The following is a 22,280-nucleotide window of genomic DNA, read 5'->3' as shown; positions in this document are numbered from 1 at the left end:
GCTGGGGCCCGTTCATGGGCGGGTCGGCAGGCAGGTGCCGCTCCGCCATCGTTTTGCCTGGCGCCGGATTGCGGCGGGGGCAGGGGGCTCAGGCGGGTGCGGGGATTGTAGGAGGCCCCAGGCCTGTCGGCGGCGGCGCAGGCCAATCACCGGGCCTTGACATGACTGACACCGGCGCGCCCTCATCATCCCTTAGCATGGGGGGTCTTCACGGAGGTGTGTGCGTGCCGGCAGTCAAAACTTGCAGGATCGACAGTAACGCCTTGTTGCATTGCCAGGCGGCCACGGCGCCGGGCCCATTGCGGGGGTGGCGATGAGGTCCGCCCCGCCCGCGCGGCCCGTCCGCACCGGCCTGTGGTGGCAGGACTTGCCGCTGTGGCGGCTGCACGCCTGGCGCCCGCTGGTGGGCGTGCTGGCCGTGTCGCTCGGCCTGGTCTGGGCGGCCGATCAGCTGCTGCTGGCCCGGCGCAGTGCGGCCGAGCGCGAGCGCATGGGCCAGGTGCTGGAGCAACTGGACAACACCTTTCAATCGCTGACCCTGCGCAGCGAGTCGGTCGGTGCCTTGACGATGCTGGGCCTGAACGAGCCCCTGCTCAAACAACTGGTGCTGCGGGCGCGCGGTGTGCGCGCCGAAGACGCCCATGCCCGACTGAAGGTGCCACGCGAGCGCTTTGCGCTCGACAGCATCTACCTGCTGGACGCCGAGGGGCGGGTGGTGGTCCACGAGACCGAGGGGCATTCGTCGGTGGGGCGCGATCTGCAGAACCAGCCCTATGTGCAGCAGGCCCTCAAGGGCGTGGTCAGCGCCTATGCTGCGGTGGGGCTCAGGACGCCTGAGCGCTGGGTGTACCTGTCGGCGCCCATCTATCAAGGCGGCGATGCCAGCAGCCCGGTGATCGGGAGTGTGCTGTTTCGCATGCCGTTCCAGAAGGCCGACGATGCCCTGGCTTTCAGCGGACAGGATGCCGTGCTGCTGACGCCCGACGGTGTGGCTTTTGCGGCCACCCGCCCCGAGTGGGTGTTTGCGCTGGCCGGCAGCGTGACCCAGCAGCGCGTGCAGGCCCTGCCGGGGCGGGAGCAGTTCGGGCGGCAGTTTGCCAATGGCGTGGCCTCGCGGCTGCCCTTTGACGTGCAGCGCGATGGCGCCGAGTTCGAGGGCCGGGCCCATCTGCTGGCCCACCGGGCCCTGGAATGGAACGACCCGGCCGGCCCCTGGCAATTGCTGATGTTGCAGTCGGTGGATGCGCTGGCCAGCCCGGTGGAGCGCATCGCGCAGGCCTTGAGCCTGTGGCTGGTCTTGATGGCCGGTGGCGTGGCCGGCCTGATGGCCTGGCAGCAGCGTGCCCGCACCCGGGCCACCCGGGCCCGTTTCCACATCCTGGGCACGGCGCTGGAAGTGAGCCCGGTGTCGGTGATCGTCACCGACCTGACAGGGCAGATCATGTGGGTGAACCCGCAATTCCAGCGCAACACCGGCTATTCGCTGGCCGAGGTGGTGGGTAAGAAGCCCTCGTTGCTGTCCAGCGGCATGACCTCGGTGGCCACCTACCACGACATGTGGGCCAGCCTGCTGGCGGGCAAGCCCTGGAGCGGTCAGTTCATCAACCAGCGCCGCGACGGGTCGATCTACCACGACCAGGCCTCGCTGTCGCCGGTGGTGGATGACGACGGCCGCTGCATCGGCTTTGTCGGCCTGCATGAGGACATCACCGAGCGCATGCGAGAGCGCGAGGAGCTGGCGCGCCGCGAATGGCGTCTCAATGCCTTGCTGGACCAGCAAAAGGCCATCTTCGACAACGCGCCGCCCATCGTGCTGGCCAGCAGCGGCAAGCTGGCCGAATTCAATCCGGCCTTTGTGGCCATGATGAAGTCCTCTGCCGAGGTGCTGCGCGGCGTTTCCGTCCACACCGTGTTCGGCGGGCGCGAGGCCTACCAGGCCTTTCTGGCCAAGGTCCGCGAATCCTGGAGCCGCAACGAGCCGGTGCGCATCGACTGGAGCCTGCGCCGCGGCGACGAATCGTTTGATGTGCGCATCTCCGGCCGCCGCGTGCAGATGGAGGGCCATGAGGCGGCCTCGATCTGGGTCATCGAGGATCTGACGGATGCCCAGCGCGCCGAGAAGGCCTTGCACGAGGCCCACGACCGGCTCGAGATCGCCCAGGATGCGGGCCGCATCGGCATTTTTGACATCCACCTGCGCGAGCCACAGGCCTTCTGGAGCCGGCAGTTGCTCGACATCTACGGCCTGGACGACTCGCCGGGCTATGTCAGCCGGGACCGCTGGGCCTCCTTGCTGCACCCGGATGACGCGGCCCAGGCCGTGGCCCAGTTCCAGGAGGCCCTGGCCAGCGATGCCTCCCAGTACCGCAACTCCTGGCGCATCCGCCGCCCCGACGGTGAGGACCGCTGGGTGCTCAACGCAGGCCGCATCATGCGCAACGAGCAGGGCGTGCCCGAGCGCGTGGTGGGGGTGATCGTCGACATCCACGACCAGAAGCTGCTGGAGGCCCGGGTGGCCGAGCAACTGGTGTTCCAGGAGGTGCTGGTGGACACCATCCCGGTGCCGCTGTTCTACAAGGGTGCGGACGGCCGCTACCTGGGCTTCAACCGGGCCTACGAGCAGGCCTTCGGCGTGCGCCGGCAGGATCTGATCGGCAAGACGGTGCTCGATCTGGGCTACCTGTCCCAGGCCCACCGCGATCTGTTCGACGGCATGGCCCGGCGGGTGCTGCAAGGGGCTGCGGGCGAGCAGTTGTCGCTGCGCCTGCAGTATGCCGACGGGGCCTGGCACGACGTGCTGTTCTGGGTGCGTGGGTTCCAGCGGGCGGACGGAACACCGGGCGGCCTGATTGGCACTTTTGTCGACATCACCGATCAGAAGCGCGCCCAGCAGGACCTGCTGCGGGCCAAGGAGCTGGCCGAGGAGGCGACCGAACTCAAGAGCCATTTCCTGGCCAACATGAGCCACGAGATCCGCACGCCCATGAACGCCATCATCGGCATGGCCCACCTGGCCTTGCGCACCGGCCTCACGGCCCAGCAGCGGGCCTATGTGGACAAGATCCAGCAGGCCGGCCAGCACCTGCTGGGGGTGATCAACGACATCCTGGACGTGTCCAAGATCGAGGCCGGCCGCCTGGGCCTGGAGAGCACGCCCTTCCAGCTCGACAAGGTGCTCGAGAACGTGGCCGATGTGGTGGCGCACAAGGCCACCGAGAAGGGGCTGGAGCTGATCTGCGATGTGGCCCCCGATGTGCCCGACAGCCTGATCGGCGACCCGCTGCGCCTGGGCCAGATCCTGATCAACTACCTCAACAACGCGATCAAGTTCACCGAGCAGGGCGAGATCGAGATCGTGGTGCGCCGGGTGGCCGGGCCAGAAGGCCCGAGCGGCCCGGCGCTGACATTGCGCTTTGAAGTGCGCGACACCGGCATCGGCCTGAACGAGGGCCAGATCGGGCGTCTGTTCCAGAGCTTCCAGCAGGCCGATGCCTCGACCACCCGCCGCTATGGCGGCACGGGCCTGGGCCTGTCGATCTGCAAGAGCCTGGCCCAGTTGATGGGGGGCGAGGTGGGGGTGCAAAGCCAGCCCGGTCAGGGCTCGGTGTTCTGGTTCACGGCCCAGTTGCAGGTCGGGCCGGGCGTGCCCCGCACCCTGCTGCCCGACCCCGACCTGCGGGGCCGTCGGGCGCTGGTGGTGGACGACAACCAGCACGCGGCGGCGGTGCTGGCCGATCTGCTCAAGGGCATGAGTTTCGAGGTCTCGGTGGCCCATTCCGGGGCGCAGGCCCTGGCCGCGCTGGGCGAGGCCGCCCGGGAGAACCGACCAGTGGAGGTGCTGGTGCTCGATTGGCAGATGCCCGGCATGGATGGCCTGGAGGTGGCGCGCCGTCTGCCCGACCTGAACCTGCCCCTGCTGCCCTGGTCTGTGATGGTGACGGGCTTTGGCCGTGACGAGTTGCTGGAAAGCGCCCGCACGCTGGGCGTGGGCGAGGTGCTGGTCAAGCCGGTCAATGCGTCCCAGATGTTCGACGCGCTGATGCGCCTGATGGGCCAGCCCCATGCCCGGCCCGAGGCCGAGCTGCCCCCTGGCAGTTCCCCGCTGGAGGCCTTGACCCCCTTGCGTGGGGCCCGGCTGCTGGTGGTGGAAGACAACGAGCTCAATCAGCAGGTGGCCGCCGAGTTGCTCAGCGATGCCGGCTTCGTGGTCGAACTGGCCGGCAACGGCCAGCAGGCCCTGGCCAAGCTGCGTCAGCAGCCGGTGGATCTGGTGCTGATGGACATGCAGATGCCGGTCATGGACGGCCTGGAGGCCACCCGGGCGATCCGCGCCCAGCCCGACACGCGGCACCTGCCGGTGATTGCCATGACCGCCAATGCCATGGCCGCCGACCGTGAGCTGTGCCTGGCCGCGGGCATGAACGACCACCTGGCCAAGCCCGTCAACCCCGATGACCTGTGGCGTGTGCTGGCCCGCTGGCTCAAACCGACAGGGCGTCAGCCGGGGCCCTTGCCGGTGCGTGAGGGCGATGCCATCCCGGTCAGCCTGCCCACCGAGATTGCCGGCCTGGATGTCAGCCTGGGCTTGAAACGGGTGATGGGCAAGCGCAGCCTGTACCGCTCGATGCTGGACCGGTTCGTGGCCGGGCAGCAGGCCACCCTGCGCGAGCTGCCGCAGGCCCTGGCAGCGCAGGACTGGCCGCTGGCCGAGCGGCTGGCGCACAACCTCAAGGGGCTGGCCGGCAACCTGGGCGCCAGTGCATTGCAGCAGCGGGCGGCCGAGCTGGAGGGCGCCATCGGCCGGCGCGAGTCCGCCCAAGCCCTGCAGGGCCTCAGCGAGGCCACTTTGCAGTGGCTGGCCGCCTTGTTGGCCGAGCTGCAGGCCTGGCTGTCAGCCCAGGCCGGCCACCCGCCTGCCGAGCCGCTGGCCGCACCGCCACAGGCGCTGGAGGGGCCGGTGCTGGGCTTGCTGCAGCACCTGCGCACGTTGTTTGTCGACAACGACTCGGCCGCGCTGGAGGTGGTGAAAGAAAATGCCGCTATGCTGCGTCTTGCCTTGGGGGATGCATTTCTTGCCGTTGAGCAGAAAACGCTTGCGTTTGAATTTGAGCAGGCAATTGAAGCTCTGGATGCCATCCTCCCGGCCACGACCCAGTCCGCCTGATGGTGCAGACGCGGGCCTTTTTACAGGGTGAATCTGATGGCCGCCGTTCCCGTGTCTGCTGAAGTGTCCTTGATGGTCGACAAGCCGATCGCCACCGTGCTGGTGGTGGACGATCTGGCCGACAACCTCAGCCTGATGAGCTCGCTGCTCAAAGACCATTACCGGGTGAAAGTGGCCAACCAGGGCGAAAAGGGCTTGCGCATCGCCGCCCAGACGCCGACCCCGGACCTGATCCTGCTCGACATCATGATGCCCGGCATGGATGGCTACGAGGTGTGCCGCCGCCTCAAGGCCGACCCGACCACGCGCGACATCCCGGTGATCTTTCTGACGGCCCGTGCCGATGTGGCCGACGAGGCCCTGGGCCTGGCGCTGGGGGCGGTGGACTACATCACCAAGCCGATCAGTCCGCCGATTCTGCTGGCCCGGGTGCAGACGCATCTGGCGCTGAAAGCCACGGCCGACTTTTTGCGCAGCAAGAGCGACTACCTGCAGCAGGAGGTGGCCTTGCGCACGCTGGAGGTGCAGGCCATCCAGGATGTGACCATCATGGTGATGGCGGCCCTGGCCGAAACCCGTGACAGCGAGACGGGCAACCACATCCGGCGCACCCAGCTGTATGTGAAGGCCTTGGCGGAGCGCCTGCGTGAGCACCCGCGCTTCGAGGCTGTGCTCAGCGAGCGCAACATCGAGCTGCTGTACAAATCGGCGCCCTTGCACGACATCGGCAAGGTGGGCATTCCGGATGCCATCCTGCTCAAGCCCGGCAAGCTCACGGTGGAAGAATTCGAGGTGATGAAGCACCACCCGGAGATCGGGCGCGATGCCATCGAGGAGGCCGAGCGGCGCCTGGGCATCAAGGTGAAATTTCTGACCTTCGCCAAAGAGATTGCCTACAGCCACCAGGAGAAGTGGGACGGCTCAGGCTACCCAGAGGGCCTGGCTGGAGACGCCATTCCCGTGTCGGCCCGCCTGATGGCCGTGGCCGACGTCTATGACGCGCTGATCAGCAAGCGGGTCTACAAGCCTGCGTTTTCGCATGAACAGGCCTGCCAGATCGTGGTGCAGGGCCGGGGCCAGCACTTCGATCCGGACATCGTCGACGCCTTCATCGAGATCGCCGACGATTTCCGCACCATCGCGCTGCGCTACGCCGACTGAGCGGCGTCAGCGTCCAGGCGCCGGTTCAGGCTTTTTTCAGAACGGGGCATCGCCCTGCGCTGCGCCAGGGGCGGCATCGTCGGCCGGGGCGTTGCCGGCTTCGGCTTCGCTGCTGTCGGTGGCGGCGCTGTCCTGGCCCAGGGCCTGGCGCACGGCGGCCTTTTCACCGGCGCCGGCAAACTTGCTGTACTTGCCCAGGATGGTGACCAGTTGGCCGTAGATGCGCGGGTTGCCAGCCAGGCATTCCTTTTGTTCCAGGAAGTCGGCTTCACCGGTGAAGTTGCCGATCAGGCCACCGGCCTCGGTCACCAGCAGCGAGCCTGCAGCGATGTCCCAGGGCGACAGACCGGTTTCGAAGAAGCCGTCGCAGAAACCGGCGGCCACATAGGCCAGGTCCAGGGCGGCGGCGCCGGGGCGGCGCAGGCCGGCGGTGCGGGGCATGATGTCGGCCATCATGGCCAGGTAGGCCTTGAAGTTGTCGCCCGGGCGGAAGGGGAAGCCGGTGGAGATCAGCGACTCACCCAGTCGGGTGCGCTTGCTCACGCGGATGCGGCGCTCGTTCAGGTAGGCGCCACGGCCCTTGGTGGCGGTGAACAGGTCGTTGCGGCTGGGGTCGTAGATGACGGCTTGCTCGATCTTGCCGCGCACGGCCAGCGCGATGCTGACGCAGTACACGGGGAAGCCGTGGATGAAGTTGGTGGTGCCGTCGAGCGGATCGATGATCCAGACGAATTCAGAGTCTTTGGCGCCGTGCGCCTGACCCGATTCCTCGGCCAGGATGCCGTGGCCCGGGTAGGCCGTGAGAAGGGTCTCGATGATGATGTTCTCGGCCGCCTGATCGACTTCCGTCACAAAGTCATTCACCTGCTTTTGCGAGATGCGCACGGATTCGACATCGAGTGCCGCGCGGTTGATGATGGCGCCAGCGGCGCGTGCGGCCTTGATGGCCACGTTGAGCATGGGGTGCAGGTTGGATGACATAGATTGTGAGGAAGAGCGTGAGAGGCCCGCCTGCGCCGCATGGGCGACATTCGCAGCCTGGGCTGCGGGGCGGGAACTGGGCCTCACCGGCGATGCGGGAGGCGACAATAGCGGCATTTTACCCGCCGTTGCTCCCCGCACGCCAGCCCCCTGTCCCAGAGACCCTGTGCCCAGCCCATGAAAACCCGATTCGTCCTGATCCAGACCAGCCACGCCGGCAACGTGGGCGCCGCTGCCCGTGCCCTGAAAGTGATGGGCTTCGATGACCTGGTGCTGGTGGCGCCGCGCTGGCCCGATGTGCTGCAGCGCGAGGAGACCATCCAGCGCGCCAGCGGCGCCGAAGACGTGCTGAGCCGGGCCCGCGTGGTGCAGACCCTGGACGAGGCCCTGGACGGCATCACCCACCTGTGTGCCACCGCCATGACGCCGCGCGACTTCGGCCCGCCGCTCAAGGCGCCGCGCCCGCATTTCGCCGAGCTGGCACAGGACCCGTCGCAGGCGGTGGGCTTTCTGTTCGGTTCGGAGCGCTTCGGCATGCACAACGACGACGTCTACCGCTGCCACACCTGCCTGAGCATTCCGACGAACCCGGATTTCGGCTCGCTCAACCTGGGCGCGGCGATCCAGGTGATTGCCTACGAATGGCGCCAGGCCCTGGGCGGTTTTGCGCTGCAATCGGCCACCGCGCCGGTGCGCCCGGCCGATGCGCAGCAGGTGGCCGGCATGCTGGGGCACTGGGAGAGGGCACTGGTCGACATCGGCTTTCTGGATCCGGCCGCGCCCAAAAAGCTGATGCCGCGCCTGAACCAGCTTTTCAACCGTGCCGATCTGACCCAGGAGGAAATCCACATCCTCAGAGGTGTTGCCAAGGCCATGATCGAAACCGCCGCCCGCAGCAGCCGATAGACTGTCAGCTCATATCGATTCAACCCCAAGTCATGTTTTCCCGCCTCCGATCCGACATCCAGTGCATTCTTGACCGCGACCCTGCCGCGCGCAGCACCTGGGAGGTGATCACCTGTTATCCGGGCCTGCATGCCGTGGTCTTGCACCGGCCGGCCCACTGGTGCTGGACCCATGGCCTCAAGTGGCTGGGGCGCTTCATCTCGCATGTGGCGCGGTTTCTGACCGGCATCGAGATCCACCCCGGCGCCAAACTGGGGCAGCGGGTGTTCTTCGACCATGCCATGGGCGTGGTGGTGGGCGAGACCGCCGAAATCGGCGACGGCTGCACCATCTACCAGGGCGTGACCCTGGGCGGCACCTCGCTGTACAAGGGCGCCAAGCGCCACCCCACCCTGGGCAAGGACGTGGTGGTGAGTGCTGGCGCCAAGGTGCTGGGCGGCTTTGTGGTCGGTGATGGCGCCAAGATCGGCAGCAATGCGGTGGTCATCAAGCCCGTGCCGCCCGGGGCCACGGCGGTGGGCATCCCGGCCCGCATCATCCCGTCCAAGGACGGGGCCAGTGCCGACGCCACGCCCGAGCGCGCCAAGTTCTCGGCCTATGGCGTCACGCTGGAGGACGACCCGGTGAGCCAGGCGCTCAAGGGCCTGATCACCAGCGCCTCGTCGCAAGAGCACCAGATCGCCCTGTTGTGGCAGGCCATCGAAAAACTCAGCAGCCGCCCCGCAGCGGGTGATTGCGTGCCGCAGGATGCGCAACGCAGCGAGTGCTTCGAGGCGGCCAAGCTCAACGACCTGGTCGGCAAGTGAGCCTGGGGCTGGCACGGTCACCCCAAAGAAAAAGCGACCCTCGGGTCGCTTTTTTGCGGGCGCGGCAGTTTCAGGCCTGACGCGCCGGGCGCTGCGCCGTTTTCGGGCGGAAGGCCTTGCAGACCTCGTCGCGGGTCTCAAGGTAGGGGCCGCCGATCAGGTCGATGCAGTAGGGTACAGCGGCAAAGATGCCGGGCACCAGGGCGCTGCCATCGGAGGCCTTGAGGCCTTCCAGGGTTTCCTGGATGGCCTTGGGCTGGCCCGGCAGGTTGATGATCAGGCTCTGGTGCCGGATCACCGCCACCTGGCGCGACAGGATGGCCGTGGGCACAAAGCGCAGGCTGATCTGGCGCATCTGCTCTCCAAAGCCCGGCATCTCCTTGTGGGCCACGGCCAGTGTGGCTTCGGGGGTGACGTCGCGCAGCGCCGGGCCGGTGCCGCCGGTGGTCAGCACCAGGTCGCAGCGGGCCACGTCGACCAGGGCGGTCAGGGTGGCGCTGATGGTGGCCTGCTCATCGGGGATGAGCCGCGGCTCGAACTCGATCGGGTTGAGCAAAGCCCGACTCAGCCAGTCTTGCAGGGCGGGCAGGCCCTTGTCCTCGTAGACGCCGCTGGAGGCACGGTCGCTGATCGAGACGATGCCGATTCGCACCGGCTCGGGCGGGGGCAGGGTGCCAGCACCCGGGGCTTCAGTCGTCTTGGTCATCGGCGTGGTCGGCTTCTTCGGCCTCGAAGGCCTCGGGGTTCAGGTGGCGCCGCACCAGGCGGAACAGCTCGCGGTAGGCACGGCTCTGGCGCGGGGCCAGGCCTTGCGACACGGCGGCCTTGTCGGCCGGTGGCGCATCCTTGCGGGCCTGGCGGATCAGGGCGCGCAGCTGCTGGGTGTCGGTGTCGGGATGTTGGTCCAGCCAGACGCCCAGCGCTTCTTCGGTGCCGATCAGGCGGTCGCGCCATTGCTCGGCCAGGTGCAGGGCGGCCGTGTCGGCCGCCGAGCCCTTGCGTTGCACTTCGAGCGCCGTCTTGACGGCTTCGACCGTTTCGGCGTCGAGCAGGCGCATCAGCTTGCCAACGAACTGCATCTGGCGCCGTTTGCCTTCGAAGTTGGTGATGCGCTTGGCCTCGGCCAGGGCATCGACCAGCTTGTCGGACAGCGGCAGCTTCTCCATCAGGTCGGCGCGCAGCGTGAGCAGGTCTTCACCCAGCTTTTGCAGCGCAGTGCTTTCGCGTTTGAGATCGGTTTTGCTGGCTTCATCGGTGCCTTTCAGCTCAGCCTTGAGCTGGAGGTCCAGCTCGCTGCCTTCGGCAACGAACTGGCCACGGACGTAGTAGCCTTTTTTGGGTTTGCGTGACATGTTGGGGGTATCCGGGGTGAGGGCCACAGGGGACCCTGAGCGGCAAGTATCATAGCTTCCGCTATGAAGAAACCCCAGACACCGGCCGCCAGCGGCTTCAGCTACTCCCGAGAAACCTTTGAACACCTGGTGGACACCGCCTTGGCGCATGCGCTCAAGCTCGGTGCCACCGATGCTGGCGCGGAGGCCTCCGAAGGCTGCGGGCTCAGTGTGAGCGTGCGCAAGGGCGAGCTTGAAAACGTCGAACGCAACCGCGACAAGTCGCTGGGGGTGACCGTGTACCTGGGGCACCGCCGGGGCAATGCCAGCACCTCCGATTTCTCCGAAGGGGCCATCCTGCAGACCGTGCAGGCCGCCTACGACATCGCCCGCTTCACCGCCGAAGACCCTTGCGCCGGCCTGCCCGATGAGGCCGACATCGCCACCACCCAGCCCGATCTGGACCTGTTCCACCCCTGGGCGCTGAATGCCGAGCAGGCCGTCAGCCTGGCCCAGGCCTGCGAAGCCGCCGCCCTGGCCACCAGCCGGCGCATCACCAACAGCGAGGGGGCGGGGGTGTCGGCCCAGCAGTCGCATTTCTTCAGCGCCCACACCCATGGTTTTCGGGGCGGCTATGCCAGCTCGCGCCACAGCCTGTCGGTGGCGCCCATCGCGTCGCTGCCCGGCAAGAACGCCGACATGCAGCGCGACGCCTGGTACAGCTCGCAGCGCTGTGCCGACGATCTGGCCAGCCCCGAGGCCGTGGGGCGCTACGCGGCCCAGCGCGCGCTGAGCCGCCTCAAGTCGCGCAAGATCGCCACCACCCAATGCCCGGTGCTGTTCGAGTCGCCCCTGGCCGCCGGCCTGCTGGGCAGCTTCACGCAGGCCGTGAGCGGCGGCGCGCTGTACCGCAAGAGCACGTTCCTGCTCGACTCGCTGGGCAAGAAGGTGTTCCCCAAGCACATCGATGTGCTGGAAGACCCCTTTGTGCTGCGCGGCAAGGGCAGCTCGCCCTTTGATGAAGAAGGCGTGAAGGTCAGTGCCCGCAAGGTGGTCGATGCCGGCCGCGTGGAGGGGTACTTTTTGACCAGCTACTCGGCGCGCAAGCTGGGCCTTCGCACCACGGGCCACGCGGGCGGCTCGCACAACCTGACGTTGCGCTCGCGCCTGACCCGCGCCGGTGACGACCTGGACGCCATGCTGCAAAAGCTGGGCACGGGCCTGTTCGTGACCGAGCTGATGGGCCAGGGCGTGAACTACGTGACGGGCGATTACTCGCGCGGGGCCAGCGGCTTCTGGGTCGAGAACGGCCGCATCGCCTTCCCGGTGCAGGAGATCACCATCGCGGGCAACCTCAAGGACATGTTCAAGGGCATCGAGGCCATCGGGGCCGATGCGTACACCTACGGCGCCAAGACCGTCGGCTCGGTGCTGATCAACCGCATGAAGATCGCCGGCAGCTGAGCCGCCAGATCCTCGTCTGCCTGCATTGAATGCCCCTGGCGCCTGCTGCGCCCGGGGCATTTTTCATGGCGCTCACTGCGTGTTGCCGCGCACCTCGGGGCGTTCGGGTACCGGCCCACCGACGCGCCCGCCGCCATTGATCTGAACCCCGGGCCGGACCATGATCTCGTGGTTTTCGCGCGGCGCCGATGCGGGCTGGCGCTGCTGTTGCTGTTGCCACTGCTGTTGTTGCTGCTGCTGGCGCTGGATCTGTTCGCGCATCTGCTGATCGCGCAGCGCCTGCTCGCGTTGCTGTTGTTGCAACTGCTGCTGCATCTGGAATTGCTGGTGCTGCTGCTGTTGCAGCGCCTGGCGCTGGCGCTCGGCTTCGGCCTGCTGTTGCTGTTGCATCTGCAGTTGTTGCTGGGCTTGCTGTTGAAACTGGCGTTGCGTCTGCTCCTGCTGCTCGCGCTGCTGGGCTTCGCGCCACTGGCGATCCGCTTCGCTGCGCGGAGCGTTGTTGGGCACGGGGCTCACCTGCTGGACGATGCCGGGGCGAGCCAGTGGCTGGGCAGCGGACTCCGGGCCGGTCTGCAGGGCGGGCGCGGGGCTCATGTTGGGGCGGCGCTCGCCGTCGCGGCCCTGCCAGGGGTTGTTGTTGTTCACGCTGCCACCACCGGGTTGAACGAAGGCGGGGCGCTCGGGCACGATCTGCACCTGCGGGCGCGGCAGGGCTTGCGGCTGCTGGCCTGCACCGGGCTGTGCCGTGCCGCCGCCCGGGCGTTGGCCCCACGTCGGCCTGCCCCCTTGGGCTTGGTGGGTGATGGCATCAGGGCGCTGCTGGTTCAGGTAGCCGCCCGGGCGCGGCAGGCTGCCGACCGAACCGGGCCGGCCGGCACCCCAGGCCGGCTGCCAGGCCTCGCCGGGGGCCAACGGCACCCAGCCCACATCCGGATGTCGCACCTGGGGGCGTGAGCCCGCTTGCGGCGTGCCCAGAAAGCCCACCAGGGCCGGGGCGTAGCTGGGGCGGCGGTTGCGTTCATAGCGCTCGGGCACCCAGCACCAGCGCGGCCCGGTCTGCACCCAACGCCCGTAGTGGAAGGGGGCAAAGCCCCAGGGCGCATCGTCGATCCAGGTCCAGCCCCAGGGCTCTATCCACTCCCAGCGCCCATAGCGGTAAGGCGCCCAGTCGCTCACGGTGACGGTGGGGTACCACACCGTGCCCCAGGTCGGGTCGGTGCGCCATTCACCCCAGCCATCCAGCTGCTGGTAGCCGATGACTTCGCGCGGCAGGTAGCGCGCGGCCTGCGATTGGTCTTCGATCTGGTTGCGTTGCGCCACCCATTGGTCAAACCCGTCGGGGCGCAGCACCACGGGGGTTTGCAGCTGGGCCAGCAGACGGCCCCCGAAATTCCATTGCAGGCCCTGGGGCAGTGCCTGGCTGGCGCCGTTCTCGCCATAGGCCATCAGGCTGCCCTGCTGCACGCTGACCCGGGTGTTGCCCTGTTCCAGGTTCACGTCCAGCCGGTAATCGCCCGGCTGCTGCACCAGCACGGCCAGGTTGGGGGTGTCGATCTCGATGCGCTCACCGGGCAGCAGCTGGCGCACCCGCAGGGCCAGGCGGCCCTGGCGCAGCTGCACCTGGGTGGTTTGATCGTCCAGTTGGGTGATGTCGAGTTGGCCCGGCCCTTCCATGCGCCAGCTGCTGGTGCCCGTGCTCATGTCCAGCCGGGCCCCGGGGGCCGGGATCAGGCGGTTGCCGCGGGTCAGGGGCTGGTTGTAGAGCGCCATGTCGGCGTCGGGTGCGTTGGTCTGGCCCGTTTGAACCACACCTTCGATCAGGTTCAAGTAAGCCACGCGGCCCGGTGCGACCTGGGCCAGGGCCAGGCCACCGAGCAGGCTCAGGCCGAGCATCAGGCCCTGGCAGGCCTGGCGAATTCTGCGGGCCAGCGAGGCCTGGCCGGGTGGGGTGGAGGGCTTGAAGATCATGGCGGTCTCGTCGGGTGTTGGCGGATTAACGCGCCAGCCCCCCAAAAGGTCAACGCGCCGGTGCAGGCGGCTGCAATTGGACACAAAAAAAGCCACCCGCCTTGGTATGCGGGTGGCTTGGCGCCGGGGCGCGCTGGTGGGGGCTCAGCCTGCCAGGGCGGCCTTCACGGCGGCAGAGACCAGGCCCATGTCGGCCTTGCCGGCCAGGCGGGTCTTGACCGCGCCCATGACCTTGCCCATGTCGCCGGGGCCGGCGGCGCCCAGCTCGGCCACGATGGCCTTGACTTCGGCGCTCACCTCTTCGGCGCTCAGGCGGGCCGGCAGGTAGGCCTGCAGCACCTTGAGTTCGGCCGATTCCTTGTCAGCCAGGTCCTGGCGGGCGGCTTGCTCGAAGGCGGCGATCGAGTCCTTGCGCTGCTTGATCAGCTTGTCGACGATGGCCACTACGCCGACGTCGTCCAGGGTGATGCGCTCGTCCACCTCGCGCTGCTTGATCGCGGCCTGCAGCAGGCGGATCGTGCCCAGGCGTTCCGAGTCCTTGGCGCGCATGGCGGCCTTCATGTCTTCGGTGATCTGTTCCTTGAGGGACATGGTGTTCTCCGTTCGAAATTGGGTTTCAGAATGCAAAAACCCGCGCCTGGCGTCCCGAGCGCGGGTTGTGCGACTGCTGTGAAACAGCAGGCGGGCTGCGATCAGTACAGCTTCTTGGGCAGTTGCATGCTGCGAACGCGCTTGTAGTGACGCTTCACGGCAGCAGCCTTCTTGCGCTTGCGTTCAGCGGTCGGCTTTTCGTAGAACTCGCGGGCGCGCAAGTCGGTCAGCAGACCCAGTTTTTCGATGGTGCGCTTGAAACGACGCAGTGCGACGTCGAAGGGCTCGTTTTCTTTAACACGGATGGTGGTCATTACGTAATGTTTTCCAATGAGGTGCTCGGGGAAGATCGGGCCCACAAGCGAGGTTCCCCGCCTAAAAAATTGATCAGGCCGGCGGGGCATTTGCCAGCAAAGCCTGCGATTATAGCGTTCTGGCTTGCGCAAACAAGATTTTTGTGCATCCGGGCCCTTGCCCGCATCAGCCGTGCCCCGCGCGGGCCGCCAGGCCTTGGGCGCAGGCATGGCCGCTGGCCCAGGCCCACTGGAAGTTGTAGCCCCCCAGCCAGCCCGTCACGTCCACCACCTCGCCAATGAAATACAGGCCGGGCTGTTTGGACTCCAGCGTCTGTTGCGACAGGTCCCGCGTGTCCACGCCACCCAGGGTCACTTCCGCCTTTTTGTAGCCTTCGGTGCCGGTGGGCACCAGCTCCCAGCGCGACAGGCGTTCGGCCAGGGTGTTCAAGGCCTTGTCGCCCACCTCGTTGCAAGGGCGCTGCAGAGCCGGGTCCTGCTGCACCCAGGCTTCGGCCAGGCGGCTGGGCAGGCTGTGCGCCAGCTCGTTGACCAGCAGCTTGCGTGACACCGCCTTGGCGCGGGCCAGGGTTTCGGGCAGGTCCAGCTCGGGCATCAGGTTGATGCGGATGGGGGTGCCGGCCTGCCAGTAGCTCGAGATCTGCAGCACGGCCGGGCCCGACAGGCCGCGGTGGGTGAACAGCAGGTCTTCCAGAAAATGCCCGCGGCTTTTCTTGGCGCCGGTCTCCATCGCCACCGGCAGGGCCAGCCCGGCCAGTTGCGCATAAGGCTGCCAGGCGGCGCCGTCGAAGGTCAGGGGCACCAGGCCGGGCCGCTGCTCGACCAGGCGCAGGCCGAACTGGCGGGCCACCCGGTAGCCGAAGTCGGTGGCCCCGATCTTGGGGATGGACAGGCCACCCGTGGCGATCACCAGGCTGGGGCTGCGCACCGTGCCCTGGTCGGTGTCGATCTCATAGGTGGTGCCGCCATCGCTTTCGCTGCTGCGCACGGCCTTCACGCCACAACCCTGCCAGCGCGTGACGCTGCCACCGGCGGCGCCGGCCTCGCATTCGCGCAGCAGCATCTGGATGATGTCCTCGGCCGAGCGGTCGCAGAACAGCTGGCCCTTGTGCTTTTCGTGAAAAGGAATGTCGTGGCGCTTGATCAAAGCGACAAAGTCTTGTGGCGTGAAGCGGCTCAGGGCGCTGCGGCAGAAGTGGGGGTTGGCGCCCAGGAAGTTGGCCGGGCTGGCGTCACGGTTGGTGAAGTTGCAGCGGCCCCCGCCCGAGATGCGGATCTTCTCGGCCACTTTCTCCGCATGGTCCACCAGCAGCACGCGCAAACCGCGTTGCGCGGCCACTCCGGCACAGAACAGGCCGGCGGCTCCGGCTCCCACGATCACGGCATCGACATTCAAACCAGGCTCCAGGGCAACACGGGGCCTGGGGCCCCGCGGCAAAAGGCTTGATTATCGTCAGCCTGCCCGTCATCGCGGGTCATCGGCCGGGTGAAAGCGCTTGGCAAGCGGGCGGCGATCGGGAGAATCAGGTTTCCTATTTCAACAACCGGAGGGAATTCCATGGCAACTCTGAACATCGGCGACTGCCTGGGCGCGGCCTGGGCCCAGTACCGCAAGAACATGCTGACCCACATCGTGGCCACGGTGCTGGTCACGGCCATCGGCAACCTGTTTTTCGGCCTGCTGACGGGCCCCCTGCTGGTGGGCTACATGCGCATGATGCGGGCCGAGGAGGCCGGCCAGCCGGTCAGCTTCACCGATGTGTTCAGGGGTTTTGATGATTTCGGGCCCGCCTTGCTGGCGGCCCTGCTGGCGGGCATCCTGGTCGCCGTGGGCTTTTGCTTCTGCGTGCTGCCGGGTCTGCTGCTGCTGCCCCTGGTGCCCCTGGCCCTGCATGAGGTGGCCGACGGCGAGAAAGACGCCATCCAGGCCATCAAGACGGCCTGGGGCCAGCTGCGGCCCAACCTGTTCATGGCCCTGATCTGCAGCTTTCTGATCTCGGTGTTCGCCGGCATCGGTGCCCTGCTGTGCGGTGTGGGCGTGCTGCTGACCCTGCCGCTGGCCTACCTGGGGGCCTATCACATGGCGCGCCAGATGTCGGGTGACCCCCGGGTGGTCATCGCGCTGTGATGACGGCAGCACCCGCACTTCGGCGCTGGGGCCCGGGGGTGCTCTGGCTGGGTGCCTGGCCTGTGGCCGGCGGCCTCAGCCAGACCTTGCTGCAGGGCAAGGCGGTGCCGGTGTGTGGCTTTCAGGCCCTCACGGGCTGCCCTTGCCCCTTGTGTGGGGGCACGCACCTGGTCCAGGCGCTGACCCGGTGGGACTGGGCGGCTGCCTGGCAGGCCCAGCCCGGCCTGTTGCCTTTGCTGCTGGGCGCCTGGCTGTGGCTGGGGTGGCGCACCCTGGCCGGCCCAGGGGCACGTCAGCGCTGGGCACCCCTGGAGCGGCGGCTGCTCTGGGGTGCTGCGGTGTTCTGGCTGGGGGAGTGGGCCTGGCGTTTGGTGGGCATCGGGGTGGGGGCGTTGTCAGGCGCCTCCTGAGGCGCCCAGAGGGTCGTAGCCTGGCGCACGCATCATGTCGTGCAACTGGCGGCGCCGGATGCCCATGTTGCCACCGTCAAAAATCGGCAAAGCCAGTGCATCCTGCAGCAAGCCCGCCAGAGGCAGTGCATGGTCGTAGCTGTTCACCCCGACCACCCGCATCAGGTCGGTGATCACTCGAACGGCTGTTTCCGAGCCAAAGACCTTGGCCTGCAGCGACAACTCGTGGGCGCCAGGTGCTTGAATGTCCTGCGCCTGGCAGGCCCGGTAGCTCAGGCTGCGCACGGCCTCGATGGCCATCTTGGCGTCTGCCAGCGCGTAGCCCACCGCCTGATGCTCCAGGATGGGCAGCACACCGCCGCACTTTTCCGTGCGCGCAAAATTCAATGCAAAGTCGAAGGCGGCCCGCATCAACGCCAGGGCCATCACCCCGACCAGGGCGGCCGTGCCCGAGAAGCTGGCTTCGACCAAGGCTTGGCCCCCACCTTGGGGGCCGACCAGGTTGCCCGCAGGGATGCGCAGGCCTTGCAGGCTGAAGCGCGGGGTGAGGTGTCCGCGGTGGCCCAGGGTGTCGAAGCTGTGCACATGGCGAAAGCAGTCCGGCTCCCAGCCCCCCGTGGGGCGCTCTGCCGCCAGCACCGACAAGGCCTGCCCGGCCTCGGCCAGGGGGTCGGTGCGGCAGACCAGGCACAGCACGTCGGCGCCTCGGCCATCCCAGCCTGTGGCGCTGGAAACCCATTGCTTGGCGCCGTCCACGATCCAGTGCTCGCCCTCCCGGCGTGCCACGGTCCGCACGCCCTCGCCGGGCGGTGGGGAGGTGAAGTTGGCGCTGCCACCGGGCTCGCTGGAGGCAAAGCCAGCCAGGGGTGCGCCGGATCGGATCAGAAATGGGGCCAGACAACGGGCCTGGAGCTCGGCATGGCCGGCGATCAACAAGGGGGTGAGACCGAGCAGATTGGCCAGCGCCGTGAGCGACACATTCACGTCGATGGCGTGGAACTCCTCGGTGATCACCGCCATCTCGACCATGCCTTGGCCATCGCCCCCGAAAGGGGCGGGCACCAGTCGCCGCATGAAGCCGGCCTGGACCAGTTCCTCGTAGAAGGGGCGGGTGGCCAGAAAGCGCTCGTCGGGGGTGGGCAGATGGCGAATGGCGGGGGCCACTCCGCGCAAGACCTGGTGCGCAAAGCGCCGGGCAGATTGCTGAAGCTCTCTTTGGTCCGGGGTGATGGAAAAATCGATGGGCATGTTGTCCTCCGAGGTGGGGTGAGGGTGATTCCGTCATCGATTCTGGGGAGGGTCTGCCGCGTTGGCTTGGGCAATGGCGCACCGCGCCTTGGCGTTTTCGGCACAGGGTGCAACCCGCTTGCCATGGAACAGGAAATGCTTGCAAATGGGGCCCCATGGCTGATCGCGGACATCGACAGCCCGACTTCATCCACCCCCGGAAAGGCAGACCATGCGTGTCTGGAGCACCCAGCATTTGCCGGTATCGCAGCAGTACACCTATTGGCGAGAGGTGCTGTGTGAGGCCTTCACGGCATTGGATTGCGTGGTGCCGCGTGAACAGGACCGCCAGAGTGGTTTTTCGAGCCGCGTGCTCAGCAACACCTTTGCGGATCTGGGGGTGTCACACCTGCAGTCGCGGGCTCAATGCGTCCGGCGGGGCCGCCCGGAAATCAGTCGAAGGCCCTCCGAGTATTTTTTTGCCAACCTGCAGGTCATGGGGCGGTGCCTGGTTCGGCAAGACGGGCGAGAGATCGTCGCGCAGGCCGGTGACCTGTACCTGGTGGACACCACGCGCCCCTACGAGATCGAACAGGCCGATGACGATTGGCAGTCCTTGTGTTGCACCGTGCCGCATGCCAGCCTTTCACCCCTGCTGGAGCGGCCTGCGCATGCGTTGACGGCGCGCCACCTCAATCGGGATTCTGGGATGGGGCGGGTGGCCGCTGATTTTGTTCAGACCCTGGCGGATCAGGCCGTGGTGTTCGACCAGGGGCAGCAGCGCGTGCTGGCAGACAACTTGAGTACCTTGCTGGCGGCGGCCCTGCAGAGCACGGCAGGTGCCGACGCGCCCAACGCAGCGTCACTGCGCCAAGAACTGTATGGCGCGATGTTGCGCTACATCGAATCCCATTTGCGTGATCCTGGGCTGCAGGTTCGCCAGGTGGCGACACATTTCCGGGTGTCCGAGCGCTACCTGCACAAACTGTTCGAGGGGCGGGAACACTCCTTCACCCAGGAGGTGCTGGTGCGTCGGCTGGCGCATTGTGCACAGGCCTTGGCCCAGACCGAGCGGGCCCGCCCGGTCGCCTCGATTGCCTTTCAGTGGGGCTTTGGCGATGTCTCCCATTTTTGCCGGCAGTTCAAGCGCCGCTATGGCATGAGCCCCAGCGCCTACCGCGAGGAGATGTCCCGTCCTTCAGGGGCCTGAGGCGCAGGGGGAGGGCGGCGCCCGTTCAGTGCTTGACGCCCTGGCGCCCGGCCAGTGACACCGCTTTGAGCGACAGGCCGTCGATCTCCGCCGTGATGCCCGACAGCACATTGGCCACCACCGCAAACTCGCGGCCGTGCTGGCCGGCGCGGGCCGCCATGACTTGGGCATTGAAGCTCACCACCTTGGCTTCGCGGGCCACCGTCTGGATCGAGGCCACGATGCCGGTCAGCTCGCGCATCATGGCTTGCGATTGCGCGGCCGTGACCTGGTCGAAGGCGGTGGTGGCACGGTTCAGGGCATCGAGCACCCGATCGGTGCTGTCCACCAGCGCGGCCAGGGTGTCGCTCACCCGCCGGTCCTGGCGTTCGATCTGGTCCAGGGTGGAGCGCAGTTGTTCGATGAAGGTGTCGATGGTCAGCCCCGCGCCTTGGGGGCCTTCATAGGCGCGCAGGATGGTCTGCGACTGTTCGGCGGGCAGGGCCCGGCCGGTCTCGCGCAGGTGCTGCTGGCTGCTGGTGAACAGGTCCAGTGATTTGCGTGCGGCCGCCAGTTGCCCGGCGTGCCCCTGGGCGGCCAGCACGGTCTGCAGGATCATGCGTTGTGACAGCATGCGCTGGCGGGCGGCCATGTTGACCAGGGAGATGTCGCCCTCCTTGGGTCTGGCTGCGGCGCCGGGGCCGGTGGGCAGGGCTGGCGCATAGGCCGTTGGGGCCGTGTGAGCCGTGGAGTGGTGTCGAGCCAATGCAGTCATCTGGACTTCTCTTTCCCTGGTGAACACCCCAGACACGAAGCAATTGCCGGGCCAGAATTGTCAGCGCCGAGTCAGTCCGACAGGGCGCTTTCAGCGCGTGCCGGTGCGCTCGTCCAAGGCCTCGTCGCCCGCAGGCAGGCAGGGGCTATGGGCCAGGGCCTGCACCCCGCCGATCACGTCGCCCACCACGATCACCGAGGGGCTGCCCAGTTGTTCGGACTGCAGCGTGTGGCACAGCTGCGCCAGGGTGGTGATGGCGTGGCGCTGCGTGGGCAGGGTGGCGTGCTGCACGATGGCCACCGGGGTGTGGCCGGGCAGGCCTTGCAGCAACTCCTGCTGGATGCGTTCGGCCCCGCTCACGCCCATGTAGATCACCAGGGTGAGGCGGGCGCTGTGGGCGGTGGCGGCCAGGGCGGGCCAGTCGGTGCCGCTGTCGCCGGGCTTGGCGTGGCCAGTGACAAACACCACGCCATGGGCGTGTTCGCGGTGCGTCAGGGGCACGCCCAGCGAGGTCACCGCGGCCAGCCCGGAGGTGATGCCATTGACCACGCTGACCTCGATGCCGGCGGCGCGCAGGTGCTCGACCTCTTCGCCACCCCGCCCGAAGATGAAGGGGTCGCCCCCCTTGAGGCGCACCACCTGCTCGCCCTCGTGCACCGCGGTGATCATCAGCTTCTCGATGAAGGCCTGCGGGGTCGATTTGCAGCCGCCGCGCTTGCCCACATAGACCACGCGGGCCTGGGGCGAGGCCAGGGCCACGATGTCGTCGCTGACCAGGTCATCCACCAGCAGCACGGTGGCGCGTTGCAGGGCCTTGACGGCCTTGAGCGTGAGCAATTCGGGGTCGCCGGGGCCGGCACCCACCAGGGTGCAGTGGCCTGGCCGGGGGGCTGGGGTCTTGGCGTCGGAGGCGAAAGAGTCTGTCATGGGTGTTCCACAAGGCGCAGGATGTGTTCGACCTGGCGGGCGATGGGGGCCGGTACCGGCAGCTTGCCGGCCAGCACCAGTTGGATGTAGTTGGCGGTGGAGGCCGCGCTGATGTCGCGGGGCAACTCCGGCAGGCTGGCCAACGGGCCTTGTTGGGCCTCTTGCCAGCGGTGGGCCTGGCCGTCCATGTAGGCCGTCATTTCGGGGGTGCGGCGCGGGTCGGCCACCACCTCGCCCTCGGTGCCGCGCAGCAGCAGGGCGCGCTGGCCGGTCAGGGCCAGCGTGGCCGCCATCGATTCGGCGTACTCGGGGTGGGTGTAGCTGCTGACCAGCACGCTGGGGCCCTGGCAGGGGCTCATCAGCTTGACCATGCTGTGGGCCGAGTTGCGCAGGCCCACGGCCCGGCGCACTTCCAGCAGGCGCTTGAGGCCGGGCAGCAGCAGCCCGGTGGGGGCGTACACCAGCTCACCGGCCTTGAGCGGGCGCACCGCCACCAGGGAAGGGGTGCCGAGTGCTGACAGCACCGCGGCAGCGGGCACCCGGGCTTCTTCGGTGGGGGTGCCATGCACCAGCACGCTGGCACCGCGGCGCGCCAGCAGCAAGGCCAGCAGCGGGGTGAGCACGGGCAGCTTGCGCGCACCGTTGTAGCTGGGCAGCACCACCATCGGTTTGAGCGAGGGGGGCATGCGGGTCATGCGGGCATGGGTGGCATCGAGAAACCCGGCCATCTCCTCGGGGGTTTCTCCCTTGATGCGCATGGCCAGGCAGAAGGCGCCGATTTCCAGATCGGTCACCGTTCCATCCAGCACCTGCCCCATGAGGTCGGCCGCCTGCTCCCGGCTCAGGGGGCGTGCACCCTCTTTGCCGCGGCCAATTTCCTTGATGTACTGACTGATTGCCATGTCGTGGTCTGCTTTTTTTGGAAGGTCTGTTGAAAC

General features: G+C 67.6%; 19 protein-coding genes. 8 read left to right on the top strand and 11 right to left on the bottom strand.

Annotated elements, in window-relative coordinates; genetic code table 11:
• Positions 1-313: 313 nt before the first annotated feature.
• Entirely contained in the window at positions 314-5,164 is a 4,851-nt protein-coding gene (locus L880_RS0120285; RefSeq protein WP_084461480.1) for a PAS domain S-box protein, read from the top strand.
• 36 nt (positions 5,165-5,200) lie between these two features.
• A complete protein-coding gene (locus tag L880_RS0120280) occupies positions 5,201-6,325 on the top strand; it encodes a response regulator (RefSeq protein ID WP_027477231.1) in 1,125 nt (374 codons plus the stop codon).
• A gap of 36 nt (positions 6,326-6,361) precedes the next feature.
• On the opposite strand, the gene L880_RS0120275 is transcribed toward L880_RS0120280, so the two are convergent.
• Positions 6,362-7,306 (bottom strand): inositol monophosphatase family protein, encoded by a 945-nt coding sequence (locus tag L880_RS0120275; protein WP_027477230.1) that lies wholly within the window; start codon positions 7,304-7,306, stop codon positions 6,362-6,364.
• A gap of 177 nt (positions 7,307-7,483) precedes the next feature.
• Here L880_RS0120275 and L880_RS0120270 point away from each other — a divergent pair, with 177 nt between their 5' ends.
• Together L880_RS0120270 and cysE are read left to right on the top strand one after the other, a co-directional pair.
• Entirely contained in the window at positions 7,484-8,212 is a 729-nt protein-coding gene (locus L880_RS0120270; RefSeq protein ID WP_027477229.1) for an RNA methyltransferase, read from the top strand.
• A gap of 32 nt (positions 8,213-8,244) precedes the next feature.
• Positions 8,245-9,018, top strand: a complete 774-nt coding sequence (cysE, locus tag L880_RS0120265) for a serine O-acetyltransferase (protein ID WP_027477228.1) — start codon at positions 8,245-8,247, stop codon at positions 9,016-9,018.
• Between the two features lie 70 nt (positions 9,019-9,088).
• On the opposite strand, the gene mog is transcribed toward cysE, so the two are convergent.
• Both mog and yjgA read right to left on the bottom strand, forming a co-directional pair.
• Positions 9,089-9,724, bottom strand: a complete 636-nt coding sequence (gene mog, locus L880_RS0120260) for a molybdopterin adenylyltransferase (protein WP_051443459.1) — start codon at positions 9,722-9,724, stop codon at positions 9,089-9,091.
• Entirely contained in the window at positions 9,708-10,370 is a 663-nt protein-coding gene (gene yjgA / locus L880_RS0120255; RefSeq protein ID WP_027477226.1) for a ribosome biogenesis factor YjgA, read from the bottom strand. Before yjgA ends, mog begins: the two co-directional genes overlap by 17 nt.
• 63 nt (positions 10,371-10,433) lie before the next feature.
• On the opposite strand from yjgA, the gene pmbA reads away from it, so the two are divergent.
• Positions 10,434-11,813, top strand: coding sequence for a metalloprotease PmbA (gene pmbA / locus L880_RS0120250; protein ID WP_027477225.1), 1,380 nt, complete (start codon positions 10,434-10,436; stop codon positions 11,811-11,813).
• A gap of 72 nt (positions 11,814-11,885) precedes the next feature.
• Here the strand turns inward: pmbA and L880_RS35800 are convergent, their stop codons facing one another.
• From L880_RS35800 to L880_RS0120230, 4 genes are all read right to left on the bottom strand, one after another.
• Positions 11,886-13,781, bottom strand: coding sequence for a DUF6600 domain-containing protein (locus L880_RS35800; protein WP_051443458.1), 1,896 nt, complete (start codon positions 13,779-13,781; stop codon positions 11,886-11,888).
• Positions 13,782-13,925: 144 nt separating this feature from the next.
• Positions 13,926-14,372: a GatB/YqeY domain-containing protein gene (locus tag L880_RS0120240; protein ID WP_019577604.1), complete on the bottom strand. Its 447-nt coding sequence runs from the start codon at positions 14,370-14,372 to the stop codon at positions 13,926-13,928.
• Between the two features lie 101 nt (positions 14,373-14,473).
• Positions 14,474-14,686, bottom strand: coding sequence for a 30S ribosomal protein S21 (gene rpsU / locus L880_RS0120235; protein WP_007833691.1), 213 nt, complete (start codon positions 14,684-14,686; stop codon positions 14,474-14,476).
• 166 nt (positions 14,687-14,852) lie between these two features.
• Entirely contained in the window at positions 14,853-16,082 is a 1,230-nt protein-coding gene (locus L880_RS0120230) for a BaiN/RdsA family NAD(P)/FAD-dependent oxidoreductase (RefSeq protein WP_027477224.1), read from the bottom strand.
• Positions 16,083-16,244: 162 nt separating this feature from the next.
• Here L880_RS0120230 and L880_RS0120225 point away from each other — a divergent pair, with 162 nt between their 5' ends.
• Positions 16,245-16,814 carry a hypothetical protein gene (locus L880_RS0120225; RefSeq protein WP_027477223.1) on the top strand — a complete coding sequence of 190 codons (570 nt, stop codon included), beginning with the start codon at positions 16,245-16,247 and terminating at the stop codon, positions 16,812-16,814.
• Positions 16,814-17,224 (top strand): DUF2752 domain-containing protein, encoded by a 411-nt coding sequence (locus L880_RS32970; RefSeq protein WP_084461479.1) that lies wholly within the window; start codon positions 16,814-16,816, stop codon positions 17,222-17,224. Before L880_RS0120225 ends, L880_RS32970 begins: the two co-directional genes overlap by 1 nt.
• Here L880_RS32970 and L880_RS0120215 read toward each other — a convergent pair.
• Positions 17,210-18,472, bottom strand: coding sequence for an acyl-CoA dehydrogenase family protein (locus L880_RS0120215; RefSeq protein WP_027477222.1), 1,263 nt, complete (start codon positions 18,470-18,472; stop codon positions 17,210-17,212). The two genes, L880_RS32970 and L880_RS0120215, sit on opposite strands and share 15 nt — an antisense overlap.
• 211 nt (positions 18,473-18,683) lie before the next feature.
• On the opposite strand from L880_RS0120215, the gene L880_RS0120210 reads away from it, so the two are divergent.
• Positions 18,684-19,661, top strand: coding sequence for a helix-turn-helix domain-containing protein (locus tag L880_RS0120210; RefSeq protein WP_027477221.1), 978 nt, complete (start codon positions 18,684-18,686; stop codon positions 19,659-19,661).
• 25 nt (positions 19,662-19,686) lie between these two features.
• Here the strand turns inward: L880_RS0120210 and L880_RS0120205 are convergent, their stop codons facing one another.
• The 3 genes from L880_RS0120205 to ybiB all read right to left on the bottom strand — a co-directional run bounded on the left by L880_RS0120205 (position 19,687) and on the right by ybiB (position 22,244).
• Entirely contained in the window at positions 19,687-20,415 is a 729-nt protein-coding gene (locus L880_RS0120205) for a type IV pili methyl-accepting chemotaxis transducer N-terminal domain-containing protein (RefSeq protein WP_027477220.1), read from the bottom strand.
• Between the two features lie 90 nt (positions 20,416-20,505).
• Entirely contained in the window at positions 20,506-21,342 is an 837-nt protein-coding gene (gene cobA, locus L880_RS0120200) for a uroporphyrinogen-III C-methyltransferase (protein WP_027477219.1), read from the bottom strand.
• Complete coding sequence (gene ybiB, locus L880_RS0120195; RefSeq protein ID WP_027477218.1) at positions 21,339-22,244, bottom strand: DNA-binding protein YbiB; 906 nt, start codon at positions 22,242-22,244, stop codon at positions 21,339-21,341. The genes cobA and ybiB overlap by 4 nt, the downstream gene beginning before the upstream one ends.
• Positions 22,245-22,280 lie beyond the last annotated feature (36 nt).

The organism is Curvibacter gracilis ATCC BAA-807 (genome assembly GCF_000518645.1).
GTDB classification, from domain to species: domain Bacteria; phylum Pseudomonadota; class Gammaproteobacteria; order Burkholderiales; family Burkholderiaceae_C; genus Curvibacter; species Curvibacter gracilis.
Note: the sequence above shows the minus strand (reverse complement) of the source record. Positions and strands in the feature narration are given on the sequence as shown.